This is a genomic window from Janthinobacterium sp. EB271-G4-7A, assembly GCF_020858075.1.
GTDB lineage: Bacteria > Pseudomonadota > Gammaproteobacteria > Burkholderiales > Burkholderiaceae_D > Janthinobacterium > Janthinobacterium lividum.
The window spans coordinates 1,225,842-1,242,553 of sequence record NZ_JACYMI010000001.1 but is presented as its reverse complement, the minus strand read 5'-3'; the positions used below and the strand labels follow the sequence as shown (position 1 = coordinate 1,242,553).

Here is a 16,712-nt window from a genome sequence, read left to right as displayed (position 1 = left end):
TCTCGTGACGATGCCGCCGCTTACTGCGGCAACACTTCCACGGTGGCCGCGTACGTCATGCGGCGCTCGGGCATGGCTGGCGGCTGGCCGGCCACGGCCGGTGCGGCCGCTGGCCAGGTGCTGCTCAGGTAGTACATGCCAGCCGCCGGGACCGTAAACGTGATCTCGCCCTTGGCATCCGTGCTCTGGCGGATTTCACCGAGCACGCCACGGTAGCGCACGCCGCCTGGCACGAGGCTGAAGGCCTGGTTCGCCGCCGGCTTGCCGTCGACCAGGAAGCGCCACGTGGCTTTCTCGCCGGCGCGCAAGTCGTTCGGGTGCGTCACCGGCACGAATTCCAGGCCCACGCCTGTCGGCTTGAACACTTCCGTGCTGGTTTCGCCATTGCTGAAGAAGGTTTCCAGGCGCGCTGCCGTGCGCGTGATTTTCAGTTCTTGCGCGTCAGCCGGCACTTCCTTCTTGAACGTTTCCTCGTTGCCACGGAAACGCTTCTGCTCGCCATTGAGCTTGTAGCTGCCCATCACGTTTTGCGACACGATGGCCGCTTTATACGTGCCAGGTTTTTCCATTTTCACATCGAAAACGCTGCGCAAACGGCCCGTGACCGTGTTCGCCGGCGTGACTTTGGCGCCGTCCGGACCGGTGACTTGCAGCGCGTCCAGGCGCAGCGGCTGGTGGTCGATCTCGAACAGGCCGTCGGACACGGCTGCGTCCACCGTCACCCAGGCGTCCTTGCTTTCCACCATCGTGCTCGATGGCACCATCCAGCCGCGGTGGGCGTGGGCGTTCATGGCCAGGCCGGCCAGGGCCAGGGCGATCAGGGATTGGTTGAATCGATTGAACATGATGTGCGCCTTATGGTTTGAGTTGGACGACGACATTGCCGAGTTCTTCCTTGCCTTTGGCAGGCACGGACTGGGCCGACTTCAGCGGCCACTGGAACGGCACGCGCACCAGCTCGCGTCCACCCGCTTCACGCGCCGCTTCCACCACCACCTGGTATTCGCCGGCCGGCAGCTTGTCGAGCAAAGCCTTGGCACCGGGGAAAGTCAGGGTATGTTCGCCCGGCGCACGCGTGGCGCCGCTGACGCCGTCAACGGGCATGGCCAGGTCGCGGCCGCTCTTGCGCCACCATTGACGCATGTCCTTCAGCCATTTTTCTCCGGCCTTGTCCTTCTTTTTCACGTCATACAGCACCGTCAGATTGCCGACGACCTTTTGATCGGCCGTTTCCAGCCATGCCGCCACGTAGGGACGGTGGTACTCCGCCACGTTCAGTTGCGGGATTTCAATCTTGAGGGCCAGGTCGGCCGCCATCGCCGAAGTGCCGATCAGGGGAAGGCCAAGCGCCAGGGAGTAGCGTAATTTCATGGTGTGCCTGTAAAAAGGAAAAATAAAAACGATCAGTGAATAAACAGCAAGGCGATCGCGCAAGGTATCAAGATACCGAGACCAACCATCGGCCAGGTAAATGGCCGGTTGGCCGCGTGGAACTTCAAAATCAATAGCCCCGTCAGGCAAAACACGATGCAGGCGCCGGCAAAGATGTCGATGAACCAGCTCCAGGCCACGCCCGTGTTGCGGCCCTTGTGGACATCGTTGAGCCAGGATACCCAGCCCCGGTCCGTCAATTCATATTCGGCGGCCCCGTCTTCCAGTCCGATGCGCACCCAGGCATCGCCGCCCGCCTTGGGCAGCGGCAAATACACTTCGTCGAGCGACCATTCGGCGGGACGGCCGCCCGCATTGAGCGACCATTGCTGCTTGAGCCAAGCTTCGGCGGCGGCCGGCATGGGCGCATTGGTACCATCGTGCTTGGCGGCATACGCGGCCAGTTCCGTGACGAGGGGTGCCGGCAACTCCGCCTTCTGGCGCGTGATCGCCGGCTTGGATTCGATCTGGCCTGCGTGGTTCAGGGTGATGCCGGTGATGGCGAACAAAAACATGCCCAGCAAGCAAAGCGCTGAGCTGATCCAGTGCCATTGATGCAAGTTCTTCAGCCAGACGGCGCGGCTGGCGTTGTTCTTGGCCTTGTCTGCGGCGCCCGCATTAGCCATCGAGCGCTCCCGGCAAGGAGCGGGCCAGGTGGCGCGACAAGTCAGTGTGCTTCATTCCCATCCTTCAATCAAAGTTCATGCCTACATTTTCAAACAAATGATAATGATTATCATTTATTAAGTCAATACATGGGGCGCCCCGCCGGGCCAGCGTTTTGTAACAGCTTTGAAACATGCACAACACGACAGGGCCATGCGCGCCGCTACGTAAGCTGCCGTACAGAGCCGCGAGCCATGCCCGCCTATGCTGTTGTTCAGGACAATCAAACAGGAGCACAATATGCAAGCGTATTCCAGCGAACAACTGGCCAGCATCGCGGCCAAGATCAAGGATGTCAAATTCGGCATGCTGACCACCAGCGACGACATGCGCACCCTCACCAGCCGGCCGCTGACGCAGCAGCAGGTCGACAAGGAAGGGCAAATCTGGTTCTTTGTCTCGGACGAGGCCGCCTACACGCGCGATTTGCTGAACAATCCACAAGTCAATGTCAGCTTTGTCGACACGGGCGACAGCCTGTATGTATCCGTCTGCGGCCACGCGCAGCTGCTGAAGGACCGCGCCAAGGCGGAGGAATTGTGGAACCCGCTGGTCAAAGCCTGGTTCCCGGGCGGACTCGACGATCCGAAGCTGTCGCTGATCAAGGTGACGATCCAGTCGGCAGAATACTGGGATAGCAGCGCCAGCAAGATGATGCAATTCTATGAAATGGCCAAGGCCGCCATTACGGGCGAGCCGCCGAAGGACCTGGGCGAACACGGCAGGGTCGATCTGTAGCCGAGTCGCCAATGTTACCCGCGCCGGCAAGCAGCCGGCGTTACTCCCCGTATGGTGAAATGGCCAGCCGGCGTGCGCGAACACGTCCAACGGCTGGCCCTGCGGGGATTACCAGACAGTCAAGAAGGGAAGCTCAGACGCCGGTACTGCCCGTGGTATCCGGCCCATCGTCGGCACTCTGCCTGCTCTGCCCGGCGGAACCGGACTGGTGATGGGGCAAGCGGTCGGCGCGCCGCACTTCGCCGATGGAAAACAGATCATCGCCGATATCGAGACCTTGCTCGCTATCGACCAGCACAAAGTTTTCAGCCGAGTCGGCCGTGCTTTGCTTGCTGCCCGCCGTGGATGGCGTGCCGCCCTGGCTATTGCCCGGTTGCGGCGTATTCGAGTTGCCCATTATCTTCTCCCTGATCATCGATGCGGTTGACTGCGAGGTGATTGCCAGGTGATCGCACATTGCCGGCGCAGCTCATTCATCATAGTCCATGCCTGCTGCATTGCATCAAAATTTTGCGGCTGCCGGACAGATGCGGCCATGGCCAGCGGCGTGCCTGCCTGCCGCTGGCCATGATCACTTGCTACTGCTCATGACTACTACTTGCACTACTGCTTGTTGCGCGACCCCGAGCTCGATCCCGAACCGCCGCTTTGCTTGTTGCCACTGTCGCGGTTGCCTTCCTGGTTCATGCTGGCATTGTCGCGCGAGCCGCTGGAGCTGGTTGCGCTTTGCCGGCTGGCATCGTTCTTGTGACTTTGGCTGCCTGCGCGGCGGGCCTCTTCCGAGGTGAATTCATGCGCCGTGCCTTTTTCATGCGCGGCACGCCCCCCTTCGCTGGCGATTTCGCGCTGCTGGGCGGGGTCCATGGAAGCGAAGCCCCGTTTGCTGGTATCGCTTTGCTTGTTGCCGCCGCTGCTACTGCTACTGGTTTTACTACCTTGCTGTTTATTGTCGCTCGATGTGGCCATGATGATCTCCTTGATCGATGGAATCAGAAACAGTGCAAACCATGCAATTCTTCCCCCTCGCATGGCAAGGGAACAGTCATCTTAGTGCGCACATGGGGCACAAGAAATAGGAGGATGGCAAGAGCGTATGTAGGATGTGTCCCGCCTACGGTAACGCAGTTACTTTCAGTTTTCCACCAAAAGTACCAGACACTCAGCAGTTAGCGGGTAGTGCGAAAATCGCCGCGTCGGCCGTCACGTAGACGCGCTCGCCAGCGGCTGGCCGCACCGCATGGCCGCCCGTGAATGCGCCAAACGAGGGCAGGATGGCGCGATGCTGGCCCAGCAGGAAACACGGCAGGCGCAAGCCGCCCCTTTCAGCGCGCAAGTGAAACACGGGATGCACGTGGCCGGCCAGCACATAACCGGGCGCGGCGGTGTCCGGGTGATGGCAGAACGACAGATTGCCCACCTGATGCGGCTCATCGACCATGCTGATCCCCAGCGCGGCGGCCGGGTCGCCCGCATGCGCATCGTGGTTGCCGCGCACCACCGTCAGTCGCACGTCCGGATGGCGCGCGCGCCAGGCCAGCATGGCGGCCACGGTGGCGGCCCCATGCGCGGCGCGCGCGTGCAAAAAATCGCCGAGAAAGACGATTTCCTCGCAAGCGTAACTGGCCAGCAAGACGTCGAGCGCCAGCAGGTTTTGCGTGGTGGTGCCGCGCGGCACGGGCACACCCAGCGCGCGAAACGCCGCCGCCTTGCCGAAATGGATGTCGGCGATGACCAGCATCCTGCGCGCGGGCCAATACACGGCCTTGTGCGCCAGCAGCCACAGGATCTCGCCGGCCAGTTCCACCACGCAGTGCGCTTGCTGCGGGCCGCTCATGCTGCCGCCTTTTCCAGCGCGCTGACCAGGCGCGCCACCCGGTCCGACAGCTTTTCCGTCGTCAGCTGTTCGCGGAAGCGCTCGACCATCAGGCCGAAGGCAAACGGCGATGCCCGCTCCAGCGCTTGCAGGGAAATCTGCCGGCCGTGCAGCTCGCGCAAGGTGGCGCGCAAGCGCGTCAATTCCAGTTCCTGTTCCAGCACTTCGCGCTGCGCCTGCGTGAGCAGCAAATTTGCCGCGTCGTGCTTGCGGAACACTTCAAAGAAGAGCGAGGAAGACGCCTGCAGCTGGCGCGCGCTTTTCGGCTGGCCCGGATAACCCTGGAACACGAGGCCGGCGATGCGGGCGATTTCGCGGAAGCGCCGCTGCGACAATTCCGTCGCGTTCAGGCTGGCCAGCACGTCTTCCAGCAGATTGTCCGTGCTGAACAGGGCAATATCGGCGCCGCTGGCGGCCGTCAACAGCGGCGCATAATCGATGTCGTCCGCGCCCAGCAATTCAAAGCCGTAATCGTTGACGGCAATCGACAAGGTCGCCGGCTGCACGCGCGCGATGCGGTACGCCAGCAGCGACGCCAGGCCCAGGTGCACCGAGCGGCCCGCAAACGGATACACGAACAGGTGCTGGCCTTCGCGGCTGGACAAGGTTTCAAGCAAGAGGCTGGCGCGCGTGGGCAAACTCGACCATGCCTGCTGGATGGCCAGCAGCGGCGCCAGCGCGCGCATTTCCGGCCCGCTGGCCTTCCCTTCTTGCGCCAGCTGCAACTGGTCCAGCACGGCATGCGCGAGTTCCGACGACAGCGGCATCTTGCCGCCCTGCCAGCGCGGCACGGCGCCGCGGCTGCCTGTTGCGCGCCGCACGTAGGCCGTCATCTCGTGCACGCGCACGAATTCCAGGATGCGCCCGCCAAACAAAAAATGGTCGCCCTGCTTCAGGCGCGCGATGAACGATTCCTCGATGCTGCCGATGCGCGCGCCACCGAGAAACTTGACCTGGATCGCCGCCTCCGACACGATGGTGCCGATGCTCATGCGGTGGCGCCGCGCCAGGGCCACGTCCGGCACGCGGTACACGCCCTCATCGTCCGGCAGCACTCGCCGGTATTCCGGATACACGGTCAGGCTTTGCCCGCCGCGCGCAACGAAGTCGAGCGCCCATTGCCACTCGTCCAGGGTCAGGTGGCGATACGACCAGGCGGCGCGCACTTCCTCATACAATTGGGCCGACTGGAAGCCGCCGCCCAGGGCGATCGTCACCAGGTGCTGCACCAGCACATCGAGCGGCTTGTCCGGCACGGGCCGCGCTTCCAGGTGGCCCTGCGCCAAGGCAGCACGGGCAGCGGCCGCTTCCAGCAATTCCAGGCTGTTGGTGGGCACCAGGGTGACGCGCGAGATGCGTCCCGGCGCGTGGCCGCTGCGCCCGGCCCGCTGTACCAGGCGCGCGATGCCTTTCGCGCTGCCCACCTGCAAGACCCGTTCTACGGGCAGAAAATCGACGCCCAGGTCCAGGCTGGACGTGCACACGACGGCTTTCAGTTCGCCCGTTTTCAGGTGCTGTTCGACCCACTCGCGCACTTCACGGTCCAGCGAACCGTGGTGCAGGGCGATCAGTCCCGCCCAGTCGGGCCGCGCATCGAGCAAATGCTGGTACCACAGCTCGGCCTGCGAACGCGTGTTGGTGAATACCAGGGTGGTGGCGCTGCCCTCGATCTCGGCGATCAGGGGCTGCAGCATCTGGATGCCCAGGTGGCCGCCCCAGGGAAAGCGCGTGGGGTTGACGGGGATCAGGCTGTCGACGAGGATGCGCTTTTTAATTTTACCTTCCACCAGCACGCCGGCGTTTTCCTCGCCCAGCAAGACGTCCTGCGCCTGCTGCAAGTTGCCCAGGGTAGCCGACAAGCCCCACGTCATCAGGTCTTCCTGCCAGCGGCGCAAACGGGCCAGGGCCAGCTGCACCTGCACGCCGCGCTTGCTGCCCATCAATTCGTGCCACTCGTCGACGATCACGGTTTCCAGCAGGCTGAAACGTTCCCGGGCGTCCGCCTGGCTCAGCATCAGGGACAGGCTTTCGGGCGTCGTGACGAGCACCTCGGGCCAGGCCTTCGCCTGCCGCGCCCGCTGCGCGGCGCTCGTGTCGCCCGTGCGCGCCTCGATGCGCCAGCCGGGAGCGAGCTCCGCGCTGGAGCCTTGCAGCGCGCGCACGGTGTCGGCGGCCAGTGCCCGCATGGGCGTGATCCACAGCACGCGCAAGCCCTGCTTTCTCCCCTTGCGCGCCAGCCGCCCGGCGCGCAGCAAGGCGCCGAACCACACGGCATACGTCTTGCCGGAACCCGTGCTCGCATGCAGCAGGCCGGAGCGGCCCTGCGCGCCAGCACGCCAGACGGCGCGCTGGAACGGAAACACCGTCCAGCCGCGCGTGACAAACCACGCATCGATGCGCTGCGCCGGCGTGCTCATCGCTTGCTCATGTGGTCTGGGCCAGCATGGCCTTCAGGGTGGCCAGCGTGTCCGCGTCGGCGATGGCCTTGTCTTCGCGCAGGCGCAGGATGCGGGGAAAGCGCACGGCGATGCCCGCCTTGTGGCGGCTCGACGCAGCGATGCCTTCAAAACCGATCTCGAACACCATCGTCGGCCGCACGCTGCGTACGGGACCGAATTTTTCTATCGTCGTCTTGCGGATGGCGGCATCGACCTGGCCGATCTCCGCATCCGTGAGGCCGGAATACGCCTTGGCGAACGGCACCAGCTTGCGCTCCTCGCCCCCCTCCTCATCCCACACGGCAAAGGTGTAATCCGTGTACAGCGACGCGCGCCGGCCGTGGCCCGCCTGGGCGTAGATCAGCACGGCGTCGATGGCATACGGGTCGATCTTCCACTTCCACCAGGTGCCCACATCCTTCGTGCGGCCCACGCCATACGCGGCCGACACGGCCTTGAGCATCAAGCCTTCCACGCCGCGCGCCCGCGATTCAGCGCGGATGGCCGCCAGCGCCTCCCAGCTTGCCGCCTCGATGCGCGGCGACAGGCGCAGCGCGGGAGAATTCACGCCGGCCACCACGGTTTCCAGCAGCGCGCGGCGCTCCAGCTGGGGCAGCTGGCGGACATCGACGCCATCGATTTCCAGCACATCGTAGGCCACCAGCACGGCAGGCAGCTCGGTCAGCAGCTTGGGTGACACAGTCTTGCGGCCCATGCGTTGTTGCAAGTCGGCAAATGGCGCAGGCACGTCGCCCGGCTGCCAGATGAGGATTTCGCCATCGAGCACGGTCCCCTCGGGCAAGGCCAGCTGCGCCAGTTCGGGAAAGCGCTCCGTGATCAATTCCTCGCCGCGCGACCACAGCCAGTTCACGCCCTCGCGGCGCAGCAACTGGGCGCGCATGCCGTCGTATTTCCATTCGGCCAGCCAGTCGCCGATGTCGCCCAGCGTCTCCGGCCCCGCCTGCAAGGGGTGCGCGAGGAAGAACGGGTAAGGCTGGCCGCCGCGCAGCGCATGCTCGCCCTCCGACTGCGCGGCGATCAGTTTGAGAAAGCCCGCACCCGTGGGGCTGACCTTGCCATCGGTCCAGCCCATCAGGCGCTGGGCGATCAGCTTGCTGTCGACGGCCGCGATGGATGCCAGCGCGCGCGTCACCAGCAATTTTGACACGCCCACGCGAAAGCCGCCGCCTATCAGTTTGATCAACAAAAACCGTTCGCGCGTTTCCAGCTCGTCCCAGTAGGCCAGCAAGTCGGCGCGGATGGCGTCGGGCGCCGCGCCGCGCAACGGCGCGATGCGCTGCTCGACCCACTCGGCCAGGCCGATGTCGCTGCGCCTGGCGGGCGCGGGCAGGATCAGGGCGATGGTTTCGGCCAGGTCGCCCACGGCGTGGTAGGCCTCGTCGAACAGCCAGGCATCGAGGCCCGCCCGCTCGGTCGCGTACTCGCGCAACAACCTGGTGGGCACGGCCTGGCGCGGCTTGCCGCCGGCCAGGAAATACACGGCCCAGGCCGCATTTTCGGGCGAGGCGCCGCGAAAATAGGCTTGCAGCGCCGCCAGCTTGCGGCTGGTGGAGGTGGTTTCGTCGAGTTCCGCGTACAGCCGGGCAAAGTCACGCATGGGTGACGTCCTCCGCTGCCGTGGACGCACCGGGCGCATTGTCATCGGCCTCGTCGTCGCCATATTCCGTCTCGAAGCCGCCCGCCTGCCAGCCGTTCTGCTGCAGCCAGCGCACCATCACGGGAATCGAGCCATGCGTGACGATGATGCGTTCAGCCTGCGTGGCCCGGATGGCTTGCATCAGGCCGGGCCAGTCGGCATGGTCGGACAGGACAAAACCCCGGTCCACGCCGCGCCGCCGGCGCGCGCCGCGCAGCAGCATCCAGCCGCTGGCAAACGCATCGCTGTAGTCGCCGAAACGCTTCATCCACGGCGAGCCGGCGGCCGACGGCGGTGCGATCACCAGCGCCGTCTTCAGGGCCGCCTTGTCCGTGACCTCATCGACCATGACGGTGGCGGGCAAGGCCACGCCGCACTCGCGGTAGACCTGCGTCAATGCCTGCGCCGCGCCATGGCAGATGATGGGACCGATGGTCGCGTCCAGTCCCGCCAGGATGCGCTGCGCCTTGCCGAAGGCATAGCAGAACAGCACGCTGGTGCGTCCCTCGGCCGCATTCCTGCGCCACCACTGGTTGATATCGTCATAAACCTCTTGCGGCGCCTGCCAGCGGTAGATGGGCAGGCCGAAGGTCGATTCCGTGATGAATGTATCGCAGCGCACGGGCTCGAACGGTGCGCAGGTGGGGTCGGGCTGCAGCTTGTAGTCGCCGGACGCCACCCACACTTCACCGCCATGCTGCATGCGCACCTGGGCCGAGCCCAGCACGTGGCCGGCCGGATGCAGCGACACTTGCACGCCGTGGTGTTCGATCGTGTCGCCATACGCGAGTGCCTGGATGGAAACGGCGCCCATGCGCGCGCGCAGCACCTGCTCGCCGGGAGCGGCGCACAGGTAATGCCGGTGTCCGACTCTCGCATGGTCGGCGTGCGCGTGCGTGATGATGGCGCGCTCGACGGGGCGCCACGGGTCGATGTAGAACTGACCCGGCACACAATACAAGCCTTCCTTGCGCACCACCACCATATCTGCCATGCCCTGCTCCCTGCGTTAAAAAAGCGCGTTGGAATGGGCTGATTCTAGCGCGCTTGCGCCAGATCACTGTTCGGCAGCGCACCATGGCTTCATGCGGGGACAACGAATTCCGCCATGAAGGTACGCGTGGTGTTTTCTGGAAAGGCAATGGTGACCTGGTCGCCCGCCACGGACAGCACGGTGCCGATCTGATAGCGGGGCACGCGCACGCGGCTGCCGACGGCGATCTGGGGCGCCGGTGCCGGCGCAGGTACCTGGACAGGCGCCGGCGGCAACTCGTCCAGCGTGATGGGCGCGGCCAGTGCGGGCGGCGACAGGCAATTATCGCAAGTGCAGCAGCGCTCGAAATCGCCGGCATCGCCGGCATCGCCAAAGTAATCGAGCAGCAGTTTCCAGCGGCACAGGCCACTTTGCGCATACGCCACCATCTGCTCGAGCGCCTGTTTGTCGCGCTCCTGCTTGTCGACATAGACTTGCGCCAGCTGCGCAAACGAGGGCGTGGCGGCCGAGGGGGCTTTCAAGCTGTAGCCCAGCTTGCGGTCCTGGCGCAGCAGCTTGCCGTCTTTCAACAGTTTCAGGCACACCTTCAAGTGGCCATCGGAAAACTCGGGCAGGCTGGACGCCAGCGCAGCGAAAGCAAACGTGGCTGGCAGTTCTTGCGCCACCGCCACGATGGCCGCCAATTCCCCTTCCGTTGGGTAATGCTTCGCCAGAAAGAATTGCTGCACCCGCTTGTCTTCCTGGAAATACAACAAGGTGCAGTCGGCGGGCAAGCCGTCGCGCCCAGCCCGGCCCGATTCCTGGTAGTACGCTTCCAGGTTGGCCGGCACCTGCAAGTGGATGACGAAGCGCGTGTCGGGCTTGTCGATGCCCATGCCAAAGGCGTTGGTGGCGACCATGATGCGGCGTTCGCCATTCATGAACAAATCCTGGTTGTGCTTGCGCTCGCGCGCCGCCAGCTTGCCGTGGTAGCACGTAACGCTCTCGCCCAGTTCCGCCAGCCGCGCCGCCAGGTCCTCGACGGCCTTGACGGTGGCCGCATACACGATGCCCACGCCCGCCGTCTCGCGCAGCAGGCGCAAGACTTCGTCCTGTTTCTCTCCTGCATTCGTGACCTGGATCACGCGGTAGCGCAAATTGGCCCGGTAGATGCCGGTATTGATGACCTGCAGCTTGCGCGCTTCCAGTTGCGCGTCGATATCGTCTACCACTTCGCCGGTGGCCGTGGCCGTCAGCGCCAGCACGGGCGGACGGCCCAGCCCGCGCAGGGCGGCCGCGATTTCCAGGTAGGCGGGACGGAAGTCATGGCCCCACTGGGAAATGCAATGGGCTTCATCGATGACGACCAGGCTGGGCGGCGAGGCTCCCAGCAGGGACAGGAAGGCGGCACTGGTCAGGCGTTCCGGTGTGCAAAAGATGATGATCCTGCCGCCCTGGCCGATGCGGGCGATGGCCTCGTCCTCTTCCGCGCGCGACAGACTGCTGTTGAGCTGCACGGCCGTGATGCCCAGTTCTTGCAGCTTTTCCAGCTGGTCTTTCATCAGCGAAATCAGCGGCGACACGACCAAAGTCGCGCCGGGCAACAGGGCGGCGGGCAACTGGTAGCACAGGGACTTGCCGCTGCCGGTGGGCATGATGGCCAGGGTGTCGCGCCCGGCCAGCACGCTGTCGATGACATCCTGCTGGCCCGTGCGCAGCCGCGCCACGCCAAAGACCGAGCGCAGCAAACGCTGGATGTACTTGCCGGGCTTGCCGGGCTGGCCGGATTGGTTCGCTGCACTGCTCATCATTGTCGTCCCGAAAGTAACACTGCGATAAGGTGCAGCTACTTTAAGGCCGGGCCTGGCGCACCGCCATAGGACGGGCGCCACAGCCGGCGTAGGAATTCAGGAAGCAAACAGGATGGCCCAGAACAGCATCAGCAGACCGGCAATCGACACGCACCAGACGAGCGTGCGCACGACAGGCACGCCAAACGCGTACAGGGGCAAATACAGCACGCGCGCGGCCAGGTACAGGGCGGCGCCGTACAGGGTCAGCGCGCTTTCCTGCGCCGTCACGTGGGCGATCAGCACGGCGGCGGCGAACAGGGGCAGGGTTTCGAACAGGTTCGCCTGGGCCCGCCGCAAGCGGCCCGTGATCTTGCCCACGGGCGGCCCGTCGCCGTCGCGCGCGCTCACGTTATAGGCCGTGCCTGTTTCGCGCGTGCGAAACAGCGCGGGCAGCAGGATTTGCAGCAGCGCCAGCACCAAAGTGCAGGCCAGCATCGTCAATTCAGGGGTCATCCTTTACCTCTGCGGGTGAGACAGGCAAGCCGTGCCGGCGCATGCCTGTCAGGGTTGGTCGAGTGCCGCTTGCAACTCCATCAAATCATAAGGCTTGCGCAGGACGCTGGCGGAAAAGCCCAGCTCATCCATCGATTCCTTGCCATAGCCCGTGGAAAAGATGATGCGCATGTCCGGTTTATCGCGCAGCACCATGCGTGCCAGGGCGATGCCGGACATGCCGGGCAGGCTGACATCCGTAAACAGGATATCGAAGTCTTGCTCGTTGAGCAGATCCCACGCCGCCTCGCCATCGGACACGCCGCTGACCGTGTGGCCCAGCATACCCACCAGTTCGCACACCATCAGCTGCGAATCGAGATTGTCTTCCACCACGAGTATTTTCATCGATGTCGGCATGTCACCCTGCGGTGTTGGCGCATGGCCCGTCAAGTCCAGCCCCGGCGTGCCGCCGCCCCGCACGCTGGCCGAGGTGCTGCCGGCCACCGGCGCGCCGGACCGTTCAAACTGGCGCGCGCGCATTTGCTGCTGGCGGTTGGCCAGCACATGGCGCAGCTTGCGCGCCAACTCTTCGCGCCGGTACGGTTTGCTGAGCAATTCGACCCCCGCGTCGAGACGCCCTTCGTGCACGATGACATCCTGCGCGTAGCCCGAGGTAAACAGCACGGCGATATCGGGCTGCAACTCGCGCGCCTGGCGCGCCATTTCCGTGCTGCTGACGGGACCGGGCATGATCACGTCCGTAAACAGCAAGTCGATCTGCGCGCCGCTGTGCAGCACGGCCAGCGCGCTTTCGCCATCCTCGGCCTTGAGCACCTTGTAGCCGAGCGCCCCGAGCATGTCGACCACGGTGGTGCGCACGCCCACGTCGTCTTCCACCACCAGCACCGTTTCCGTGCCGCCCGTGACGACGCCGCTCAATTCCAGTTCCTCGTCCGCTTCCGCCATCAGCGAGCGGGGCAAATAGATTTTGACTCCCGTGCCCACGCCAGGTTCACTGTAGATGCGGATATGGCCGCGGCTTTGCGTGACAAAGCCATACGCCATCGACAAACCCAGGCCCGTGCCCGCGCCTTCCGGCTTGGTCGTGAAGAACGGCTCGAACGCGCGCTGCAGCACGGGGCCGCTCATGCCGCGGCCCGTATCCGTCACCGACAGCATCACGTACTGGCCTGCCGGCACGTCGACCAGATTATGCACATACTGTTCGTCGAGCACGACGTTGCCCAGCTCGATGGTCAGCTTGCCCACGCCATCCATGGCGTCGCGCGCATTGATGGCCAGGTTGAGGATGACGTTCTCGATCTGGCTGCGGTCGATCAGGGTATTCCACAGTCCGCCGCCGCCCACGAGCACGATGTCGATCGCTTCGCCCAGGGCGCGCCGCAACAGCGCATCCATGTTGCGCACCACGCGCGCCAGATCGGCCACCACGGGTTGCAAGGGCTGGCGCCGCGCAAATGCCAGCAAATGCGACGACAGCTTGGCGCCCCGCTCGACGGCGGCAATCGCCGTGTCCAGGCGCTGGCGCATCAAGCCATCCGTACCCGCCAGGTGATGCAGCAAATGCAAATTGCCGGAAATGATTTGCAGCACATTGTTGAAATCGTGCGCGATCCCCCCCGTCAGCTGGCCCACGGCTTCCATCTTTTGTGCCTGGCGCAAGGCGTCTTCGGCCTTGGTGCGCTCACCCACTTCCTGTTCGACCCGGTGTTCCAGCGTTTCGTTCAATTCATGCAGCGCTTTTTCCACGCGGCGCCGGTCCGTGATATCCGTCTTGACGGCGATCAGGGAACGCGTATGACCCTGCTCATCGACCAGGCGGCTGACATTGCTCGACACCCACACTTGCGAGCCATCGGGCTTCAGGTAGCGCTTTTCCAGCGAGAACGACTCGCCCGTTTCCACCAGGCGCTGGAACAGCACGCCGTTGCCAGGCACGTCTGCCGGATGCATGATGTCGTTCATGTTCAAGCTCAGCAGCTCTTCGGCGGAACGCCCCAGCATGCGGCACAGGGCGCCGTTGACACGCTGGAAGCGGCCATCGAGGCCCAGCTCGGACAAGCCCACGGAAGCCTGGCCGAAAATGGCGGCCATGCGCTCCTGGCTGGCGTTCAGTTCATCTTCGATGTGGCGCCGCTCCGTCACGTCGAACGACACGCCGACATAGCGGCGCTGGCCCGGCACGCGGCCGGCCACCACCTCGCCCTGGCGCGCGATCCAGCGCAGCGCGCCATCGGCGGGACGGCGGATCCGGTACTCCACGTATTCGAGGGGATTGGGCGCCAGATCCAGCTTGCTGGGTCCGACCTTTTGCTGGTCGCGCGCATCGACCAGGCTCACCAGCAGGCGTTCCGTCACCACTTCCTCGTCGGCAATGCCCCACAGGCGGCGGAAGGTAGGCGACACCACCATCGCGCCCGTATCGGGGAACCATTCGAAGGTGCCGATGCCGCCCGCCTGCTGGGCCAGGCGCAGCCGCTCCTCGCCTTCCATGCGCTCGGTGACGTCGATGCCTTCGACGAGGATGCCCGTGACCACGCCCTCGTCATCCTTGATGGGCTGGTAGACGAAGTCGATATGGCGCTGGCCCGTCAGCCCGTCAGCCGTCTGCAAATCCACCTTCACCTGGCGCCCTTCGAAGGGCACGCCCGTGCGGTAGACCTGGTCGAGCAGCTCGATGAAACCTTGCGCCTTGACTTCGGGCAAGGCCATTTCGACTGTCTTGCCGAGCAAATCGCGGTGCCCCACCAGGCGCAGATAATGTTCGTTCGCCAGCTCGAACACATGCTGCGGCCCGCGCAGCATGGCCATGAAGCTGGGTGCCTGCTGGAACAGGGCGCGCAGCAGCGCGCGCTCCTCGCCCAGGCGGCGGTTGGCCTCGCGCACGGCCTCGCCCTCGGCCTGCAAGGTGGTGTTGAGTTCGCCCAGCTCGGCCGTGGCCAGCTTCAGCTGGCGCCCCTCCTCCATGCGCGCCGTCAATTCCAGCGCCGTGCACAGTACGCCATCCACCTGGCCGTCGGCGCCATGCACGGGCGTGTAAAACAGGTCGAAACAGACGTCCGTGCGCTGTCCGTCACGCAACAGCGGCAGGCAGCACTCGCGGTGCACCTGCGTCTCGCCGCGCAGCCCCGCTTCGAGGATGCGCGCGTTCCAGTCCCATATCTCGGGCCAGACGGCCGGCACCGTGCCGCCCAGCGCCGCCGGATGGCGCTCCCCGGCGATCTGGATGTAGTCGTCGTTGTAAATCATCACGTGTTGCGGCCCCCACATCAGCACCATCGCCATCGGCGAATGGAGGACGATGTCGACGCTGGTGCGCAAATTCGCGGGCCAGCCATCGAGGGCACCCAGGCTGGTGGCGGACCAGTCGCGCCGGCGCAGCAGCTCGCCCATGCTGCCGCCGCCGCGCGGCCAGGCTGGCGCGCTCATGTGGACAGTCCCGCTTGCACGCGCACCTGGCACTGGCGCGGGATGCGCACCGTCGCCACCGTGCCCTGCGTCGCCGTCGAACTGAGCTCGACCGTGCCACCGTGGGCCTTGACGAACATATTCACCGTGTACAGGCCCAGCCCCAGACCCTGCCCCGTCCTGCGCTTCTCGCCCGCCTGCTGGAACGGTTCGAACAGGGTCGGCAGCAAGGCGGCCGGGATGACACCACGATTGGCGATGCGCAATTCAATGCTGTCGGCATCGCGTCCGTCCAGGGCCAGTTGCACCGGCGTGCCCGCCTCGCCATGCGTGATGGCATTGCATAACAGATTCGAGATGACTTGCGACAACAAGCCCGCATCACATTGCCCGTGCAGCTCGCCCACGCTGCTGATCTCGACCAGCGGGGCCTGGCCCGCCGTCTCGAACTCGTCGACGATGGCGCGCGCCAGCGCCAGGTAGTCGTGCGTGCTGCTGCGCAACTCCATCGTGCCCGAGCGGATGCGCGCCAGGTCCAGCAACTGGTCGACCATGCGGCCCATGCGCTTGGCGCTGCTTTCGATGCGCTGCGCCGTGACGACCACTTTAGGGTGGTCGCTCATCATCGGCAACAGCATGGCGCCGTTCATCACCACCGACAGGGGCGTGCGCAAGTCGTGGCCCAGCACGGCCATGAACAGTTCATTGAGGTGCAGCGCATGCTTCAGCTCGTCGAGCTGGGCCGACAACTCGCGTTTCTGCTGGTACAACTGGACCAGCACGGCCACCTTGCTTTGCAAGGCTTTCACGTCGATGGGCTTGTACAGGAAATCGACGGCGCCCGCCTCGTAGCCACGGAAGCTGTAGCTCGGTTCGCGCGACGCGGCCGTGAGGAAAATCAGGGGAATGCTGCGCGTGCGCTCGCTGCCGCGTATCAGCTCGGCCAGCTCGAAACCATCCATCTGCGGCATTTGCACGTCGATCAGGGCCAGCGCCACTTCATGCGTCAACAGCAATTCCAGCGCTTGCGCGCCCGAGCTGGCCTTCAGGATGATAATACCGGGCCGTGCCAGCACGGCTTCGGCGGCGACCAGGTTTTGCGCGATGTCATCAACGACGAGGATATGGATAGGAGCGGTCACGGATCGGTCTTCAGGCATCGTCACGGCAGTGCCATAATGTTTTGATATGGAAATTAATATTGTTTCAGTCTTTGCAT

At 64.7% G+C, this 16,712-nt stretch carries 14 protein-coding genes; 1 reads left to right on the top strand and 13 read right to left on the bottom strand.

The annotated features are described in order from the left end of the window. Positions 1-20 precede the first annotated feature (20 nt). The 3 genes from IGS58_RS05660 to IGS58_RS05650 are packed head-to-tail and all read right to left on the bottom strand — an operon-like array spanning position 21 to position 2,057. The gene (locus tag IGS58_RS05660) at positions 21-845 is read right to left on the bottom strand and encodes a DUF4198 domain-containing protein (RefSeq protein WP_034783418.1); all 825 of its coding nucleotides are present in this window, start codon (positions 843-845) and stop codon (positions 21-23) included. 10 nt (positions 846-855) lie between these two features. Beyond that, complete coding sequence (locus IGS58_RS05655) at positions 856-1,371, bottom strand: DUF2271 domain-containing protein (RefSeq protein ID WP_034783417.1); 516 nt, start codon at positions 1,369-1,371, stop codon at positions 856-858. Positions 1,372-1,403: 32 nt separating this feature from the next. Further along, positions 1,404-2,057, bottom strand: coding sequence for a PepSY-associated TM helix domain-containing protein (locus tag IGS58_RS05650; RefSeq protein WP_230520847.1), 654 nt, complete (start codon positions 2,055-2,057; stop codon positions 1,404-1,406). Positions 2,058-2,337: 280 nt separating this feature from the next. Between IGS58_RS05650 and IGS58_RS05645 the strand changes: the two genes are divergently transcribed. After that, positions 2,338-2,835, top strand: coding sequence for a pyridoxamine 5'-phosphate oxidase family protein (locus IGS58_RS05645; RefSeq protein WP_070260468.1), 498 nt, complete (start codon positions 2,338-2,340; stop codon positions 2,833-2,835). Positions 2,836-2,968: 133 nt separating this feature from the next. Here IGS58_RS05645 and IGS58_RS05640 read toward each other — a convergent pair whose 3' ends face one another. From IGS58_RS05640 to IGS58_RS05595, 10 genes are all read right to left on the bottom strand, one after another. Further along, a complete protein-coding gene (locus tag IGS58_RS05640) occupies positions 2,969-3,232 on the bottom strand; it encodes a hypothetical protein (protein ID WP_034783412.1) in 264 nt (87 codons plus the stop codon). 206 nt (positions 3,233-3,438) lie between these two features. Further along, entirely contained in the window at positions 3,439-3,801 is a 363-nt protein-coding gene (locus tag IGS58_RS05635; RefSeq protein WP_070260302.1) for a KGG domain-containing protein, read from the bottom strand. 193 nt (positions 3,802-3,994) lie between these two features. Then, positions 3,995-4,669 carry a ligase-associated DNA damage response endonuclease PdeM gene (pdeM, locus tag IGS58_RS05630; RefSeq protein ID WP_070260304.1) on the bottom strand — a complete coding sequence of 225 codons (675 nt, stop codon included), beginning with the start codon at positions 4,667-4,669 and terminating at the stop codon, positions 3,995-3,997. Beyond that, positions 4,666-7,125, bottom strand: coding sequence for a ligase-associated DNA damage response DEXH box helicase (locus tag IGS58_RS05625; RefSeq protein WP_230520846.1), 2,460 nt, complete (start codon positions 7,123-7,125; stop codon positions 4,666-4,668). The genes pdeM and IGS58_RS05625 overlap by 4 nt, the downstream gene beginning before the upstream one ends. 7 nt (positions 7,126-7,132) lie before the next feature. After that, positions 7,133-8,764 (bottom strand): ATP-dependent DNA ligase, encoded by a 1,632-nt coding sequence (locus IGS58_RS05620; protein ID WP_230520845.1) that lies wholly within the window; start codon positions 8,762-8,764, stop codon positions 7,133-7,135. Continuing rightward, positions 8,757-9,797, bottom strand: coding sequence for a ligase-associated DNA damage response exonuclease (locus IGS58_RS05615; RefSeq protein ID WP_230520844.1), 1,041 nt, complete (start codon positions 9,795-9,797; stop codon positions 8,757-8,759). Before IGS58_RS05615 ends, IGS58_RS05620 begins: the two co-directional genes overlap by 8 nt. 89 nt (positions 9,798-9,886) lie before the next feature. After that, entirely contained in the window at positions 9,887-11,587 is a 1,701-nt protein-coding gene (locus IGS58_RS05610) for a RecQ family ATP-dependent DNA helicase (protein ID WP_442908353.1), read from the bottom strand. Positions 11,588-11,683: 96 nt separating this feature from the next. Further along, the gene (locus IGS58_RS05605) at positions 11,684-12,082 is read right to left on the bottom strand and encodes an MAPEG family protein (RefSeq protein ID WP_034783403.1); all 399 of its coding nucleotides are present in this window, start codon (positions 12,080-12,082) and stop codon (positions 11,684-11,686) included. Positions 12,083-12,130: 48 nt separating this feature from the next. Beyond that, a complete protein-coding gene (locus IGS58_RS05600; protein WP_230520843.1) occupies positions 12,131-15,514 on the bottom strand; it encodes a hybrid sensor histidine kinase/response regulator in 3,384 nt (1,127 codons plus the stop codon). Next, positions 15,511-16,635: a hybrid sensor histidine kinase/response regulator gene (locus IGS58_RS05595; RefSeq protein WP_230520842.1), complete on the bottom strand. Its 1,125-nt coding sequence runs from the start codon at positions 16,633-16,635 to the stop codon at positions 15,511-15,513. Before IGS58_RS05595 ends, IGS58_RS05600 begins: the two co-directional genes overlap by 4 nt. Between the last annotated feature and the right edge of the window lie 77 nt (positions 16,636-16,712).

Bases quoted from the DNA above. Each gene is read 5' to 3' on its own strand.
- IGS58_RS05660 (WP_034783418.1), bottom strand. From the start codon at position 845: ATGTTCAATCGATTCAACCAATCCCTGATCGCCCTGGCCCTGGCCGGC.
- IGS58_RS05655 (WP_034783417.1), bottom strand. From the start codon at position 1,371: ATGAAATTACGCTACTCCCTGGCGCTTGGCCTTCCCCTGATCGGCACT.
- IGS58_RS05650 (WP_230520847.1), bottom strand. From the start codon at position 2,057: ATGGCTAATGCGGGCGCCGCAGACAAGGCCAAGAACAACGCCAGCCGC.
- IGS58_RS05645 (WP_070260468.1), top strand. From the start codon at position 2,338: ATGCAAGCGTATTCCAGCGAACAACTGGCCAGCATCGCGGCCAAGATC.
- IGS58_RS05640 (WP_034783412.1), bottom strand. From the start codon at position 3,232: ATGGGCAACTCGAATACGCCGCAACCGGGCAATAGCCAGGGCGGCACG.
- IGS58_RS05635 (WP_070260302.1), bottom strand. From the start codon at position 3,801: ATGGCCACATCGAGCGACAATAAACAGCAAGGTAGTAAAACCAGTAGC.
- pdeM (WP_070260304.1), bottom strand. From the start codon at position 4,669: ATGAGCGGCCCGCAGCAAGCGCACTGCGTGGTGGAACTGGCCGGCGAG.
- IGS58_RS05625 (WP_230520846.1), bottom strand. From the start codon at position 7,125: ATGAGCACGCCGGCGCAGCGCATCGATGCGTGGTTTGTCACGCGCGGC.
- IGS58_RS05620 (WP_230520845.1), bottom strand. From the start codon at position 8,764: ATGCGTGACTTTGCCCGGCTGTACGCGGAACTCGACGAAACCACCTCC.
- IGS58_RS05615 (WP_230520844.1), bottom strand. From the start codon at position 9,797: ATGGCAGATATGGTGGTGGTGCGCAAGGAAGGCTTGTATTGTGTGCCG.
- IGS58_RS05610 (WP_442908353.1), bottom strand. From the start codon at position 11,587: ATGATGAGCAGTGCAGCGAACCAATCCGGCCAGCCCGGCAAGCCCGGC.
- IGS58_RS05605 (WP_034783403.1), bottom strand. From the start codon at position 12,082: ATGACCCCTGAATTGACGATGCTGGCCTGCACTTTGGTGCTGGCGCTG.
- IGS58_RS05600 (WP_230520843.1), bottom strand. From the start codon at position 15,514: ATGAGCGCGCCAGCCTGGCCGCGCGGCGGCGGCAGCATGGGCGAGCTG.